General features: G+C 58.4%; 13 protein-coding genes. 11 read left to right on the top strand and 2 right to left on the bottom strand.

The genetic code is table 11. From position 1 onward, the window contains the following. Positions 1 to 21 precede the first annotated feature (21 nt). Positions 22 to 1,491, top strand: a complete 1,470-nt coding sequence (locus C5F52_RS11185) for a cobyric acid synthase (protein ID WP_104798430.1) — start codon at positions 22 to 24, stop codon at positions 1,489 to 1,491. A gap of 5 nt (positions 1,492 to 1,496) precedes the next feature. Here the strand turns inward: C5F52_RS11185 and C5F52_RS11180 are convergent, their stop codons facing one another. Then, positions 1,497 to 2,429, bottom strand: a complete 933-nt coding sequence (locus C5F52_RS11180) for a LysR family transcriptional regulator (protein ID WP_104798429.1) — start codon at positions 2,427 to 2,429, stop codon at positions 1,497 to 1,499. Between the two features lie 122 nt (positions 2,430 to 2,551). On the opposite strand from C5F52_RS11180, the gene C5F52_RS11175 reads away from it, so the two are divergent. From C5F52_RS11175 to C5F52_RS11130, 10 genes are all read left to right on the top strand, one after another. Continuing rightward, a complete protein-coding gene (locus C5F52_RS11175) occupies positions 2,552 to 3,547 on the top strand; it encodes a tripartite tricarboxylate transporter substrate binding protein (protein WP_236657829.1) in 996 nt (331 codons plus the stop codon). Between the two features lie 3 nt (positions 3,548 to 3,550). Then, entirely contained in the window at positions 3,551 to 4,468 is a 918-nt protein-coding gene (locus C5F52_RS11170) for a MaoC family dehydratase N-terminal domain-containing protein (protein WP_104798427.1), read from the top strand. 24 nt (positions 4,469 to 4,492) lie between these two features. Continuing rightward, complete coding sequence (locus C5F52_RS11165; RefSeq protein WP_201747001.1) at positions 4,493 to 5,653, top strand: acyl-CoA dehydrogenase family protein; 1,161 nt, start codon at positions 4,493 to 4,495, stop codon at positions 5,651 to 5,653. Further along, positions 5,653 to 6,846 carry a CaiB/BaiF CoA-transferase family protein gene (locus tag C5F52_RS11160; RefSeq protein WP_104798425.1) on the top strand — a complete coding sequence of 398 codons (1,194 nt, stop codon included), beginning with the start codon at positions 5,653 to 5,655 and terminating at the stop codon, positions 6,844 to 6,846. The genes C5F52_RS11165 and C5F52_RS11160 overlap by 1 nt, the downstream gene beginning before the upstream one ends. Then, positions 6,843 to 8,228, top strand: a complete 1,386-nt coding sequence (locus C5F52_RS11155; RefSeq protein WP_104798424.1) for an MmgE/PrpD family protein — start codon at positions 6,843 to 6,845, stop codon at positions 8,226 to 8,228. The genes C5F52_RS11160 and C5F52_RS11155 overlap by 4 nt, the downstream gene beginning before the upstream one ends. A 27-nt stretch (positions 8,229 to 8,255) precedes the next feature. Next, the gene (locus C5F52_RS11150; protein ID WP_104798423.1) at positions 8,256 to 9,095 is read left to right on the top strand and encodes a CoA ester lyase; all 840 of its coding nucleotides are present in this window, start codon (positions 8,256 to 8,258) and stop codon (positions 9,093 to 9,095) included. 80 nt (positions 9,096 to 9,175) lie between these two features. Then, the gene (locus C5F52_RS11145; protein ID WP_104798422.1) at positions 9,176 to 10,165 is read left to right on the top strand and encodes a tripartite tricarboxylate transporter substrate binding protein BugD; all 990 of its coding nucleotides are present in this window, start codon (positions 9,176 to 9,178) and stop codon (positions 10,163 to 10,165) included. Positions 10,166 to 10,326: 161 nt separating this feature from the next. Next, positions 10,327 to 11,988, top strand: a complete 1,662-nt coding sequence (locus C5F52_RS11140) for an FAD-dependent oxidoreductase (RefSeq protein ID WP_104798567.1) — start codon at positions 10,327 to 10,329, stop codon at positions 11,986 to 11,988. A 16-nt stretch (positions 11,989 to 12,004) separates the two neighbouring features. After that, complete coding sequence (locus C5F52_RS11135) at positions 12,005 to 12,250, top strand: DUF2783 domain-containing protein (protein ID WP_104798566.1); 246 nt, start codon at positions 12,005 to 12,007, stop codon at positions 12,248 to 12,250. A gap of 14 nt (positions 12,251 to 12,264) precedes the next feature. Further along, positions 12,265 to 12,798 (top strand): VOC family protein, encoded by a 534-nt coding sequence (locus C5F52_RS11130; RefSeq protein ID WP_104798421.1) that lies wholly within the window; start codon positions 12,265 to 12,267, stop codon positions 12,796 to 12,798. On the opposite strand, the gene nth is transcribed toward C5F52_RS11130, so the two are convergent. Next, on the bottom strand, positions 12,799 to 13,437 hold the full coding sequence (nth, locus tag C5F52_RS11125) for an endonuclease III (RefSeq protein ID WP_104798420.1): 639 nt from the start codon (positions 13,435 to 13,437) through the stop codon (positions 12,799 to 12,801). Between the last annotated feature and the right edge of the window lie 13 nt (positions 13,438 to 13,450).

The raw sequence follows: 13,450 nt of genomic DNA, 5'->3' as shown, positions 1-13,450 counted from the left end.
GGAAGACAAAAAGGATTTGCCATGACTGCCAAGTGTGTGATGGTGCTAGGCACTTCCAGCGGTGCTGGCAAAAGCTGGTTGACCACGGCCTTGTGTCGCTGGTATGCGCGCCAAGGCTTGAAAGTGGCGCCGTTCAAAGCGCAGAACATGAGCAACAACGCCCGTGTGGTGGCCTCGCACAATGGGCTGGGTGAAGTGGGCGCTGCCCAATACTTCCAAGCGCTGGCGGCCAAAGCCGAGCCCGATGTGCGCATGAACCCTTTGCTGCTCAAGCCCGAGGCCGACACACACAGCCAAGTGGTGTTGCTGGGCGAGGTGGACAACGCGCTAACGAACACTCCCTGGCGTGGCCGTAGCGAAAAAGTGTGGCCACAAATCGCTGCATCGCTTGACGCTTTGCGTGCTGAGAATGACGTGGTGGTGATCGAAGGTGCAGGCTCTCCCGCCGAGATCAACCTCATGGCCAACGACATCGTCAACCTGCGCGTGGCGCGTCATGCCGATGCCCGCTGCTTGTTGGTGACCGACATCGACAAGGGCGGTGCGTTTGCCCACCTCTACGGCACATGGGCCTTGTTGCCACCCGAAGACCAAGCGCGCATCAGCGGCTTTGTGCTCAACAAGTTTCGCGGTGATGCGTCGTTGCTCGCGCCTGCGCCCGAGATGCTGCAAGACCTCACCGGTGTGCCCACGGTCGCGGTGCTGCCCATGTGGTGGCAGCACGGTTTGCCCGAAGAAGATGGCGTGTTTGATGATCGCAGTCGCGCCACGGGGACCGTCACCCGCACAGTGGCCGTCATCGCCTACCCACGCATCAGCAACTTGGATGAGTTTCAGCCGCTCAAAAACGTGCCTGGCCTGCGCTTGCTGTGGGCGCGTAGCCCTGCTGATCTGGCAGGCTTGCAGGCTGGCACAGACTGGGTCATCTTGCCTGGCTCTAAAAATACCAGTGGCGATTTGGCGTGGTTGCGCGCCCAAGGTTTAGACGCTGCGGTGGCTGAGCACGCGCAGCGCGGTGGCGCGGTGTTGGGCATTTGTGGCGGATTGCAAATGTTGGGCGAAGCCTTGATTGACACGCACGGTATTGACGGCAATGCCCCCGGATTGGGGCTGTTGCCGCTGGTGACGGTGTTTGCCGAAGACAAAACCGTGTTGCGTACCGATGCGCTATTTACGCAAGTTCGGGGTGCTTGGGCCGCGTTGTCGGGCGTGTCCGTGCGTGGTTACGAAATCCACCATGGCCAAACCCAACAGCATGCAGCCATGGCTGCAGCAGGGCAGGTGGCGCATGAGGTGATGCCCGGTTTGTCGTGGCAAAACGAAGCTGGCAACGTCATGGGCTCGTACCTGCATGGTTTGTTTGAAGAGCCCGCCGTGTTGCACGCCTTGTTTGGCGCACAAACACCGACCCTAGAAACCGTGTTTGAGGGCTTGGCCGATTACCTCGACCAACATGTGGCCCCCGAGGTGTTGCAGGGCTTGATCGCTTGAGCTTCTTAAATGAGGGGCGATGCGTCTGTGGCTAGACCTTTGTTCGCCTGCGCATAGTGCGCACACAACAACGCGATCAACGACTGCGCATAGCCGGGCAGGGCCGCTTGGTCGCGTGTGAGGATGTAGCGCTCACGCACGCTCCATGGGTCACTGAGTTCCACCAAGGCCAAGTTCATGGCATCTTGGTTACGCCTAGCGGCTGATTCGGGCACGATGCCGACTCCCACGCCCGCTCCAATCATGCGGCACATGGCATCAAAGCTGGAGAGTTGAATGCGAAGCTTCAGGGGCTTGCCCAAACGCTCGGTCACTTGGCTCAAGAAATTTTGCAAGGTGCTGCCGTGGTGCATGCCCACCGCGTCTTCGTCAAGGGTGTCTACAAACGCCACTTTTTGGCGCTGCGCCAGTGGGTGATTTTTGGCGGTGGCCAGTACCAAGCGGTCGGTGCTGAAGTGCAAGCTTTGCAAACCCAGTGTGTCCACTTGGCCCGCCACGATGCCAATGTCTGCCCGGCCATCTTGCACGCCACGCGCAATGTCAGCATTCGGTTTTTCTTGAAGGTCGATGTTGACCTTGGGGTTATCGGCCAAAAACTCTGGCAAGATTTCAGGCAAGAAATCGGTCACTGCGGTGGTGTTGGCAAACACCCGCAAATGACCGCGCAAACCCCCACCGTATTCTTGTAAATCGCCGCGCATTTGGTCGACTTGGCGCAGCATCAAACGGGCGTGGTGCAAAAACGCTTGTCCCGGTGGCGACAGGCGTACGCCGCGTGCTTCTCGGTACAAAAGCGGCAAGTCGGTTTGGGCTTCGAGTGCTTTGATACGCGCACTGGCTGCGGCCAGAGACAGGTGCTGTTTGGCGGCCGCCTTGGTCAGGCTGCCTTCGTCGGCGGCCCATACAAAAAGCCGCAGGTCGTTGAGGTCGAAATGCATGGTCTGATGTTAATGCGCTTGAACGCGAGCCTTCGGTAAAACAAAAGGCTGGGTCAGGAAATGACCGATTGTGTTCACTTGGCAAACCGCCGATCATGCGCCAACTTATTTTGGAGATGCAGATGATCAACCCTTTATCTAGGTCACGTCGCATGGCTTTGCGTGCGCTTTGTGCTGCCAGCTTGTGTGTGGCGGCTGGCGCTGCCGTGGCGCAGTCGACTTACCCGAGTCGCCCGATTTTGATGATCGTCCCTCAAACGGCGGGTGGTACCAACGACATCGTGGGCCGCGTGGTGAGTCAAAAACTCTCCGAGGTGCTGGGCTCGCCTGTGGCGGTGGAAAACCGTCCCGGCGCAGGCGGCAACATCGGCACGCAGTTTGCGGCTAAGTCGGCCAAAGATGGTTACACCTTGCTGATGACCATCAGCAGCAGCCAAGCCATCAACCCTGCGTTGTACAAAAATCCGGGCTTCGATCCTGTCAAAGATTTCAAACCCATCGCTTTGATTGGCGCAGTGCCCAATGTGTTGTTGGCCAACGCCGACTTTCCCGCCAAGTCGATGAAAGAGCTCATCGCCCTGGCCAAAGCCAAACCTGGCCAGTACCAATACGCCTCGGCGGGCAACGGCACTTTGAACCATTTGTTGGGCGAAATGCTCAACAGCATGGCGGGCATCGATCTGCAGCATGTGCCCTACAAAGGCGTGGCACCGGCGCTCAACGATGTGCTGGGCGGTCAGTTGCCGCTGGTGTTTGCCAGCCTGCCATCGTCGCTGGCGCACATCAAATCGGGCAAGCTCAAGCCTCTGGCCGTTAGCAGCCCCAAGCGTTCGCCCGCTTTGCCCGATGTGCCCGCTTTGTCTGAAGTGGTACCGGGCTATACGGGCACTTTGTGGATTGGCCTCTTTGCGCCCGCAGGCGTACCCGCTGATGTGCAGGCCAAGCTGCAAGACGCCATGGGCAAAACTTTGTCGGCCAAAGACCTGCGCGACAAGTTGGAGTTGCAAGGCGTTGAAATGGCGGCACCCACCACGCCTGAACAATTCGCCACCTTGTTGAATGAAGACATCGCGCGCTGGGCGCAGATTGTCAAAACCTCTGGCGCCTCGATTGACTGAGCCATGACCACCCACCTCGACCCCCAAACCCTCGCGCACTTGCAAACCTGGCAAGGTCGCAGCGAAACTTTAGAAGACCTCATCACGCCTGCACCTTTGCGCGCCTTGAGCGCCACGCTCGACCGTGACGATCCGTTGCCTGCCGCTGGCACCGAGCTGCCTGCGTTGTGGCATTGGTTGTTCTTTTTGCCCCATCACCGCCAAAGCGAAATCGGCCCCGATGGCCATGCCAAGCGTGGCGGCTTTTTGCCACCCGTACCGCTGCCGCGTCGCATGTGGGCGGGCGGACGTTTGCAGTGGCATGCGCCTTTGAACGTGGGCGATGTGGTCAAGTGCGTCTCCACCATCCAATCGGTCACCCACAAATCGGGCCGCACGGGCGATTTGTTGTTTGTGCTCGTCAAGCACGAGGTGCACAACGCGCAAGGCCTGTGCCTCACGGAAGAGCACGACATCGTGTATCGCCCCGCAGCCCAGCCGGGCGACCCCGTGCCAGCACCCACGGCGGCAGCCAGCCTGATCGAGCAGGGGGATGCGGCTGATGAAGGCCAGGCCACGGCTGAGTTGTGGCAACGCGACATCGCCCCCGATGACGTGCTGTTGTTTCGCTATTCCGCGCTCACCTTCAATGGCCACCGCATTCACTACGACCGCAAATACGTCACCGACATTGAGGGCTATCCCGGCCTCATCGTGCATGGCCCGTTGATCGCCACTTTGTTGGTAGACCTCGTGCGCCGCCACACCGATCGTCCGATCAAGCGCTTTGAATTCAAAGCCTTGCGTCCCACGTTTGAGTGCGGTGACCAACGCATCTTGCGTGTCAACGGTCAACCGCAAGCCGACGGCAACCATGTGCGCCTTTGGGCGCAAGACCACGAAGGCTGGCTCACCATGCAAGCCACTGCCGAGCTCGGCTGACCTCATTTTTGAAAAGAAATTTCTATGTTGCACACCCCCGACCAATACCAAGACATTCGCGACGCAGTGCGCGACCTCTGCGCCCAGTTTCCTGACGAGTACCACCGCAAGATCGACGAAGCGCGAGGCTACCCCGAAGCGTTTGTCGATGCGCTCACCAAGGCCGGCTGGATGGCCGCACTCATTCCGCAAGAATACGGCGGCTCGGGCCTGTCCATGGCCGAAGCCTCGGTCATCATGGAAGAGATCAACCGCTCGGGGGGTAACTCGGGCGCCTGCCACGGCCAGATGTACGTGATGAACTCGATCGTGCGCAGCGGCTCCGAGGCGCAGAAAAACGCGCTGTTACCCAAGATCGCCACGGGCGAGTTGCGCATTCAGTCTATGGGCGTGACCGAGCCGACCACGGGCAGCGACACCACGAAATTGAAAACAACCGCCGTCAAAAAAGATGGCCGCTGGGTCATCAATGGCCAGAAGGTCTGGATCTCGCGCATTCAGCACAGCGACCTGATGATCCTGCTGGCCCGCACCACGCCCGCTGACCAAGTGAAGAAAAAGTCTGAAGGCTTGTCGTGCTTCTTGATCGACCTCAAGACCGCGATTGGCAACGGCCTGACCGTGCGCCCGATCTTGAACATGGTCAACCACGAAACCAACGAGCTGTTTTTTGACAACCTTGAAATTCCAGAAGACGCGCTGTTGGGCGAAGAGGGCAAGGGCTTCAAGACCCTGCTCGATGGCTTGAATGCCGAGCGCACCTTGATCGCGGCCGAGTGCATTGGCGACGGCTACTGGTTCATCGACCGTGCCAGCAAATACGCCAACGAGCGCGTGGTGTTCGGCCGCCCCATCGGCCAGAACCAGGGCGTGCAGTTCCCGATTGCCGATGCATTCATCGAACTCGAAGCCGCCAACCTCATGCGCTGGAAGGCCTGCGAAAAAATCGATGCCTTACAAAACGCCGGTGCCGAAGCCAACATGGCCAAGTACTTGGCGGCCAAGGCCAGCTGGGAAGCTGCCAACGTTTGTTTGCAAACGCACGGCGGTTTTGGCTTTGCGTGTGAGTACGACATCGAGCGCAAGTTCCGCGAGACCCGTCTGTATCAAGTGGCCCCGATCTCGACCAACATGATCTTTTCTTATGTCGCCGAGCATTTGCTGGGCCTGCCAAGGTCGTTCTGATGACACCCGCTGCTTCAAATTCCGCATCACCGTCTGCTGCAAATCCAAACGTGCGTCCGCTCGACCACATCACTGTGGTGTCTTTAGAGCACGCGATTGCCGCGCCGTTTTGCACGCGCCAGTTGGCCGACTTGGGCGCCCGCGTCATCAAGGTGGAACGCCCCGGTGCGGGCGATTTTGCGCGTGCTTATGACCAGCGCGCCAAGGGCCAGTCTTCACACTTTGTGTGGGTCAACCGCTCCAAAGAAAGTTTGGCGCTGGACCTGAAAGACCCGCAAGATTTGGCGGTGCTCAAACAGATCATCGCCAAGGCCGATGTGTTGGTGCAAAACCTCGCACCCGGTGCGACGGGGCGAATGGGCTTGGATGCCGCCACTCTGCGCGCCGAGAACCCACGCCTCATCGTGTGTGACATTTCGGGCTACGGCAACGACGGTCCGTACCGCGACAAAAAAGCCTACGACTTGCTCATCCAAAGCGAAGCTGGGTTCTTGAGCATCACCGGCACGCCCGATCAACCGAGCAAAAGCGGCAACTCGATTGCCGACATCGCTGCGGGCATGTACGCCTACACCAACATCTTGTCGGCGCTGATTCAGCGCGACAAAACAGGCGAGGGCTCACACATCGATGTGTCCATGCTCGAAGCCTTGGGCGAGTGGATGGGCTACCCCATGTACTACGCGATGGACAACGCGTCGCCCCCGCCACGCAGTGCCGCTGCGCACGCCACCATTTACCCTTACGGCCCCTTCGCTGCGGGCGATGGCGGCACGGTGATGTTGGGGCTGCAAAACGAACGCGAGTGGGTGCAGTTTTGTCAACATGTGTTGCAGCAACCCGCGCTGGCCACCGACGCACGTTTTGACAGCAATGCCCGTCGCAACGCCAACCGCAACGCGTTGGAAAAAATCATCCTCGACACCTTTGCCGCGTTGACGGCTGAGCAAGTGATTGCGCGTTTGGATGTGGCGCAAATCGCCAACGCGCGGATGAACACCATGGCCGAGCTGTGGGCCCATCCGCAACTCCAAGCGCGTGAGCGTTGGACCTCGGTCGATTCGCCTGCGGGCGACTTGCCTGCTTTGCTGCCACCGGGCAAACAAAGCGCGTTTGATTACCGCATGGGTGCCATTCCCAAAGTGGGTGAGCACACCGACGCTATTTTGAAAGAACTGGGAGTTCAACGATGAATGCCATTTCCACGACCGTGACCTCCAGCGCCACCGCCACGCTCGCTGCCTTTGCTGCGAACCTCAAGACCGCCGACATTCCTGAGCATGTGCTGCGCAAAATCGAAGACCTGTGGGTCGATTGGTTTGGCTCAGCCATCGCAGGCCACGGCTCGCGTCCCGTCGAAACCTTGACCAAATTCGCCTTGAGCATGGGGCCCACATCCGGCCCCAGCGAGGTGTTCACCAACCGCAGCACCAGCAGCCCTTATTGGGCCGCGATGGCCAATGCGGCCGCATCGCATGTGGCTGAGCAAGATGATGTGCACAACGGCTCGGTGTTCCACCCCGCCACAGTGGTCTTTTCGCCTGCGTTGGCTGTCGCGCAAGCCTTAGGAGCCACCGGTGCACAACTCATCACCGCAGCCGTGGCGGGTTACGAGGTGGGTATTCGTGTGGGCGAGTTTTTGGGGCGCTCGCATTACCGCGTGTTTCACACCACAGGCACGGCGGGCACCTTGGCGGCTGCGGCTGCTGTGGGGCATTTGCTGGGCTTGAATGCCACGCAGATGCAGCACGCGTTTGGTTCCGCAGGTACGCAGTCCGCGGGCTTGTGGGAGTTCTTGCGCACCGCTGCCGATTCCAAGCAATTGCACACGGCCCACGCGGCGGGCGCGGGTTTGATGGCGGCTTATTTGGCCAAAGACAACTTCACCGGTGCCGCACAAATTTTGGAAGGCCCACAAGGCATGGCCGCAGGCATGTCCAGCGATGCCGATGTGCGCAAACTTACCGATGGTTTGGGCAACCGTTGGGCCACGGCGGAAACGTCGTTCAAGTACCACGCCTCGTGCCGTCACACGCACCCAGCGGCCGACGCCTTGCTCAAGGTCATGCAAGACCACCAACTCCAAATTGCCGACTTGGCCCGCGTGGTGACCCATGTGCACCAAGGAGCGATCGATGTGTTGGGCCCCGTCACCCACCCCAGCACCGTGCACCAAAGCAAGTTCAGCATGGGCACCGTGTTGGCTTTGGTCGCACGGTTTGAGCATGCGGGCTTGAGCGAGTTTGACCAGCATTTCAAAGACGACATCACCCAAGCCTTGCGCGGCAAAGTCGAGATGGTGTTGGACGACGAGGTGGACACCGCTTACCCGCAGCGTTGGATTGGCAAGGTCACGGTTTACACGGTGGATGGTCGTGTGCTGAATGGTCGTGTGGATGAGCCCAAGGGCGACCCAGGCAACACCTTGAGTCGTGACGAAATCACAGCCAAAGCGCTGCGCCTCGCCGCCCACAGCGGCGGTGCAACGCCCGATGAAATGGCGGCCGCTGTGGCCCAGCTTTGGCAAGTCATGCAGTGGCCGAGCGTTCAGCGTGTGCTGCCCTTGCACGCTTGAGCGTGTCTAAGTTTGGTTGCCCACCTTATGTCTAACCTTCACCCCTTAGCCCGCGCCTGCACATTTTTGTTTGTGCCGGGTCATCGCCCCGACCGCTTTGACAAAGCCTTGCAAAGCGGCGCCGATGCCGTGATTCTGGATCTGGAAGATGCCGTGCCTTTGCCTGACAAAGCCAAGGCGCGTGAGGCCATTGGTCTGGCTTGGCACGCATGGTCTGCCGCGCAACGTGCGCGAGTACTCATTCGCATCAATGCCTTGAGTGGCACGGAGGCAACAGCTGATTTGGCTTGGTTGGGCACGCTCGACGGTTTGAGTGCCGTGATGGTGCCCAAAGCTGAATCGCTGGCAGAGCTCCAGCGCGTGGTGCAAGCGGGCCCCGCCCAGATGCAACTCATTCCTTTGATTGAAACAGCGCAAGGGGTGCAGGCCCTTGACGTGCTGGCGCGTGCGCCACAGGTCTTGCGCTTGGCCTTAGGACATTTGGATTTGCAAGCCGACCTCGGCATGGCCTGCGAGGCCGATGAGGCGGAGTTGGGCCCTGTGCGCTTTCAGTTGGTCTTGGCCTCGCGCTGTGCCGGTTTGCCGCCGCCCATCGATGGGGTGAGCACGAGTACACAAGACATGACCCTGGTGCAAGCCGATGCTGCGCGCAGCCGTCGGTTTGGTTTTTTTGCAAAGTTGTGCATTCATCCCGCGCAACTGCCTCCGGTGCGCCAAGCGTTCACCCCCACGGCCGCTCAGCAAGATTGGGCCCATCGCGTGTTGGCTGCAGAAGTGGCCGCAGGAGGAGGGGCGTTCAGTGTGGACGGCAAGATGGTCGATCCGCCTGTGTTGCTGCTGGCTCGGCAAATTTTGTCGCAGGCATGACAGCACGGGTTATCAAGGATTCACAGTGATAAGTGTCGTCAGCGATGATGTGCGCTGCTATTTTTAAAACGGAGATAACGATGAAACGACAACTGAAAACTTTGCTGCTGGCCTGCGCTGTGGCGTGTGGCGTGGTGAATGGTGCAGCGAATGCCCAAGCCCCTGCATTCCCCGACAAGCCCATTGTTTTGGTGGTGCCTTTTGCAGCCGGCGGCCCTACCGACGTGGTGGCGCGCATGATCGCCATTCCCATGGGCAAGTCTTTGGGACAAACCGTGTTGGTCGAAAACACAGTGGGCGCAGGTGGCACCATTGCTGCCACGCGTGTGGCGCGTGCTGCACCCAATGGCCACACGATCTTCATTCACCACATGGGTATGGCCACAGCGCCTGCTTTGTACAAAAAATTGTCGTTCGATCCGCTGAAAGACTTTGAATACATCGGTCAGGTGGTGGATGTGCCCATGACCATGTTGGCGCGCAAAGACTTTCCGGCCAATAACTTTGCAGAGCTGCAAACCTACATCAAGGCCAACAAAGAGAAGGTGTCCTTAGCCAACGCGGGTTTAGGCGCTGTGTCTCATTTGTGTGGTTTGTTGTTCATGACCGCCATGGAGACCGACCTCAACACCATTCCCTACAAAGGCACCGGCCCCGCGATGAACGATTTGCTAGGCGGGCAGGTGGATTTGTTGTGCGACCAAACCACGCAAACCGTACCCTTGATCAAAGAGGCACGCGTCAAAGTCTACGGTGTCACCACGCTCAAGCGTTTGAGTGCCTTGCCTAACGTGCCGACGCTGGATGAACAAGGCTTGAAGGGCTTTGAAGTCAAGGTCTGGCACGGCATGTACGCGCCCAAAGACACACCTGCTGCGGTGATCGACAAGATCAACGTGGCGCTGCGTGCGGCTTTGCAAGACCCGATGGTCAAGCAACGTTTGGCAGATTTGAGCTCTGACGTGCCGCCCATGGACAAAATCACGCCTGCTGGTTTGAAGACGCACTTGGAGGCGGAAATCAAGAAGTGGGGCCCCGTGATTCGCAAGGCCGGTATTTACGCGGACTGATCATTCATCACTCCCCCAGAAGAAAGGTCACCTTGCGTGGCCTTTTTTCATGGATGTGTGGTTTTTAAAACGGGCAATTAAGTTTCGTTTAGAGAAACTGATTTACCAATGTTAAACTTTTGAACATCAAAAATGCGCCGCCCAACCAGGAGACAAGCGCCATGGGTTCCTACACCTATCCAAAATTTAAATACGTCGCCCCCACCGACTTGATGACGCAACCGCCGCAGCGCAGGCCCCTCATCGTCATTGGCGCAGGGCCTGTGGGTTTGTCTGCGGCCATTGATGCGCGCTTGCAAGGTTTAGAGGTTTTGCTGTTCGATGAAGACGATTCCGTTTCCGTGGGCTCGCGTGCCGTGTGCTACGCCAAGCGCACCTTAGAAATCTTGGATCGTTTGGGGGTGGGCCAGCCCTTGTGTGAAAAAGGTGTGAGCTGGAACATCGGTCGCACCTTCAGGCAGCAAGAAGAGGTCTACCAATTCAACTTGGTGCCCGACCCTGGCCACAAGCGCCCAGGCATGATCAACCTGCAGCAGTACTACTTGGAAGAAGCCTTGGTCAACCGTGCCCTTGAGCTGGGCGTGGACATTCGTTGGAAATGCCAAGTGGCGGGCGTCACCTCGCATGACGATAACGCGTCTGTGCGCGTGTCTTCCCCCGATGGCGATTTCGATGTGGAAGCCGATTGGCTGGTTGTGGGCGATGGGGCACGCAGCCCCGTGCGCCGCATGCTGGGCTTGGACATCGAAGGCCATGTGTTCAAAGACCGCTTCTTGATCGCCGACGTGGTGATGAAAGCGGAGTTTCCTGCCGAGCGTTGGTTTTGGTTTGACCCGCCGTTTCACCCCGGTCAAAGCGTGCTGTTGCACAAGCAGGCTGACAACGTGTGGCGCATTGATTTTCAACTCGGCTGGGACGCTGACCCCGAAGAAGAGAAAAAGCCCGAGCGTGTGTTGCCCCGTTTGCAAGCCATGTTGGGCGACGAGCGTCCGTTTGAGTTGGAGTGGGTCAGCATCTACACCTTTCAGTGCCGGCGCATGAAAGACTTTCGTCACAAGCGCTTGCTGTTTGTGGGTGATTCGGCGCATCAGGTGTCGCCATTCGGCGCACGCGGCGCGAACTCTGGCATTCAAGATGCCGATGGTTTGATGTGGAAGCTGGCCTTGGTGTTGCGTGGACAGGCGCCGCAAGCGTTGCTCGACACGTACAACACCGAGCGTGGTTTTGCGGCCGATGAAAACATCTTGAACTCCACCCGTTCGACCGATTTCTTGACGCCTAAAACGGCCACTAGTCGCGTGTTTCGTGATGCGGCCTTGTCGTTGGCGCGGCATCATCCGTTTGCGCGCAAGTTGGTCAACTCGGGTCGCTTGTCGGTGCCGAGTTTTATCACCGAGTCGGTGCTCAACACGCCCGATACGGATGCGTTTGAGGGCACCATGTTGCCTGGCGCGCCGATGGACGATGCGCCCATTCACATCCATGGCCAAGACGCTTGGTTGCTCGACCAAATGGGCCACCGATTTCAATGTTTGGTGTTTGTCGATGAGGTGAGCCAGCTCGTCGCGGCGACACGTCAAGCCTTGATCGCCTTGGCGGATGGGCCTGTGCCTGTCCATGCCGCGGTGGTCAGCCGCCACGCTGGCGCGATCGATGGGTTGCCTGTTTATGTGGACACGCAAGGCTTGTTCGCCAAGCGCTACGACGCGCAAGTGGGCAGCGTGTGGTTGTTACGCCCCGATCAACATGTGTGCGCACGCTGGCGCCACTTCAACCCAGCGCAGCTGCAGGCCGCGTTGGCATTGGCCACTTGCAATGTTTGAGCACAAGGCACACCCCATGAATCATCTCAATTTAGCCCCGAATTTCAACGAGCCAGGCAAACGCTACTTTCGTGACTTCACACCGGGTGACGACTTTTACCAAGCCTTGATCGACACGCATCGCGATTTGAGTGATGCGCAAAGCGCCTTGGTGAACGCCAAGCTCATTTTGCTGCTGGCCAACCATGTGGGCGATATGCATGTGCTGCGTGAAGCTTTGGCTTTGGCGCGCGCTGACCTCATCCAAGAACCCAAGTTGTAAAAGGAGACACCCTGATGAAAATCGACCGCATGCACCACGTCGCCTACCGCTGCAAGGACGCCAAAGAAACCGTCGAGTGGTATGTCAAGCACCTGAACATGAACTTTGTATTGGCCATTGCCGAAGACTTGGTGCCCAGCACCAAAGCACCAGACCCTTACATGCATGTGTTTTTAGATGCAGGCAACGGCAACGTGTTGGCATTTTTTGAATTGCCCACCGCGCCCGCGATGGGGCGCGACCTCAACACGCCCGAGTGGGTTCAGCACATTGCCTTCAAAGTTGAGAGCATGGATGCCCTGGAAGCCGCCAAAGCGCAATTGCAAGCGGGCGGGGTGGAGGTGTTGGGCATCACCGATCACGCCATCTTCAAGTCGATTTATTTCTTCGACCCCAACGGTCACCGCTTAGAACTCGCCTGTGATGTGGGTACGCCTGAGATGTACCAAAAACTCGATGATGTGAAGTGGGCGATGCTCGAAGAGTGGAGCCAAACCAAGCAAGCCCCCAAGCATGCCGCTTGGATGCACGAGAGAGAGTTTCACTGATCAGGGCTTGGGTGTTTTGGGCTTGAAGCTACAAAACTCTGACACGCCACATTGCCAGCACAGCGGCTTGCGGGCTTGGCACACATAACGGCCATGCAAGATGAGCCAGTGGTGAGCGTCCACCAAGTACTGGGGTGGAATGCGTTTCATCAATTGCATCTCCACCGCCAGCGGTGTTTTGCCAGGGGCTAAACCGGTGCGATTGCCCACGCGAAAAATGTGTGTGTCTACTGCCATGGTGGGCTCGCCAAAAGCGACGTTCAACACCACGTTGGCGGTTTTTCGGCCCACGCCGGGTAGAGCCTCTAGCGCCTCGCGTGTGCGTGGAATCACCCCTTGGTGTTGCTCCACCAAGATGCGGCAGGTTTGCATCAAGTGTTTGGCTTTGCTGTGGTACAGACCAATCGTCTTGATGTAGCTCTCTAGACCGTCGAGGCCCAAATCTAAAATTTGTTGTGGCGTGTTGGCCACCGCAAACAGCTTGCGTGTGGCCTTGTTCACGCCCACATCGGTGGCTTGTGCGCTCAGCAGCACAGCGGCTAACAACTCAAACACGCTGGTATATTCCAACTCGGTATTGGGCTGCGGATTGGCTGCTTTCAGCGTCGCAAAAAAAGGCTCAATGTGCAGTGTTTTCATACGATCATTATTC

This window comes from Limnohabitans sp. TS-CS-82 (genome assembly GCF_002943475.1).
This window is presented reverse-complemented; position numbering and strand designations above follow the sequence as displayed.

Excerpts from the sequence above, each read along its gene's own strand:
- C5F52_RS11185 (WP_104798430.1), top strand. The coding sequence starts at position 22 with ATGACTGCCAAGTGTGTGATGGTGCTAGGCACTTCCAGCGGTGCTGGC.
- C5F52_RS11180 (WP_104798429.1), bottom strand. The coding sequence starts at position 2,429 with ATGCATTTCGACCTCAACGACCTGCGGCTTTTTGTATGGGCCGCCGAC.
- C5F52_RS11175 (WP_236657829.1), top strand. The coding sequence starts at position 2,552 with ATGATCAACCCTTTATCTAGGTCACGTCGCATGGCTTTGCGTGCGCTT.
- C5F52_RS11170 (WP_104798427.1), top strand. The coding sequence starts at position 3,551 with ATGACCACCCACCTCGACCCCCAAACCCTCGCGCACTTGCAAACCTGG.
- C5F52_RS11165 (WP_201747001.1), top strand. The coding sequence starts at position 4,493 with ATGTTGCACACCCCCGACCAATACCAAGACATTCGCGACGCAGTGCGC.
- C5F52_RS11160 (WP_104798425.1), top strand. The coding sequence starts at position 5,653 with ATGACACCCGCTGCTTCAAATTCCGCATCACCGTCTGCTGCAAATCCA.
- C5F52_RS11155 (WP_104798424.1), top strand. The coding sequence starts at position 6,843 with ATGAATGCCATTTCCACGACCGTGACCTCCAGCGCCACCGCCACGCTC.
- C5F52_RS11150 (WP_104798423.1), top strand. The coding sequence starts at position 8,256 with ATGTCTAACCTTCACCCCTTAGCCCGCGCCTGCACATTTTTGTTTGTG.
- C5F52_RS11145 (WP_104798422.1), top strand. The coding sequence starts at position 9,176 with ATGAAACGACAACTGAAAACTTTGCTGCTGGCCTGCGCTGTGGCGTGT.
- C5F52_RS11140 (WP_104798567.1), top strand. The coding sequence starts at position 10,327 with ATGGGTTCCTACACCTATCCAAAATTTAAATACGTCGCCCCCACCGAC.
- C5F52_RS11135 (WP_104798566.1), top strand. The coding sequence starts at position 12,005 with ATGAATCATCTCAATTTAGCCCCGAATTTCAACGAGCCAGGCAAACGC.
- C5F52_RS11130 (WP_104798421.1), top strand. The coding sequence starts at position 12,265 with ATGAAAATCGACCGCATGCACCACGTCGCCTACCGCTGCAAGGACGCC.
- nth (WP_104798420.1), bottom strand. The coding sequence starts at position 13,437 with ATGAAAACACTGCACATTGAGCCTTTTTTTGCGACGCTGAAAGCAGCC.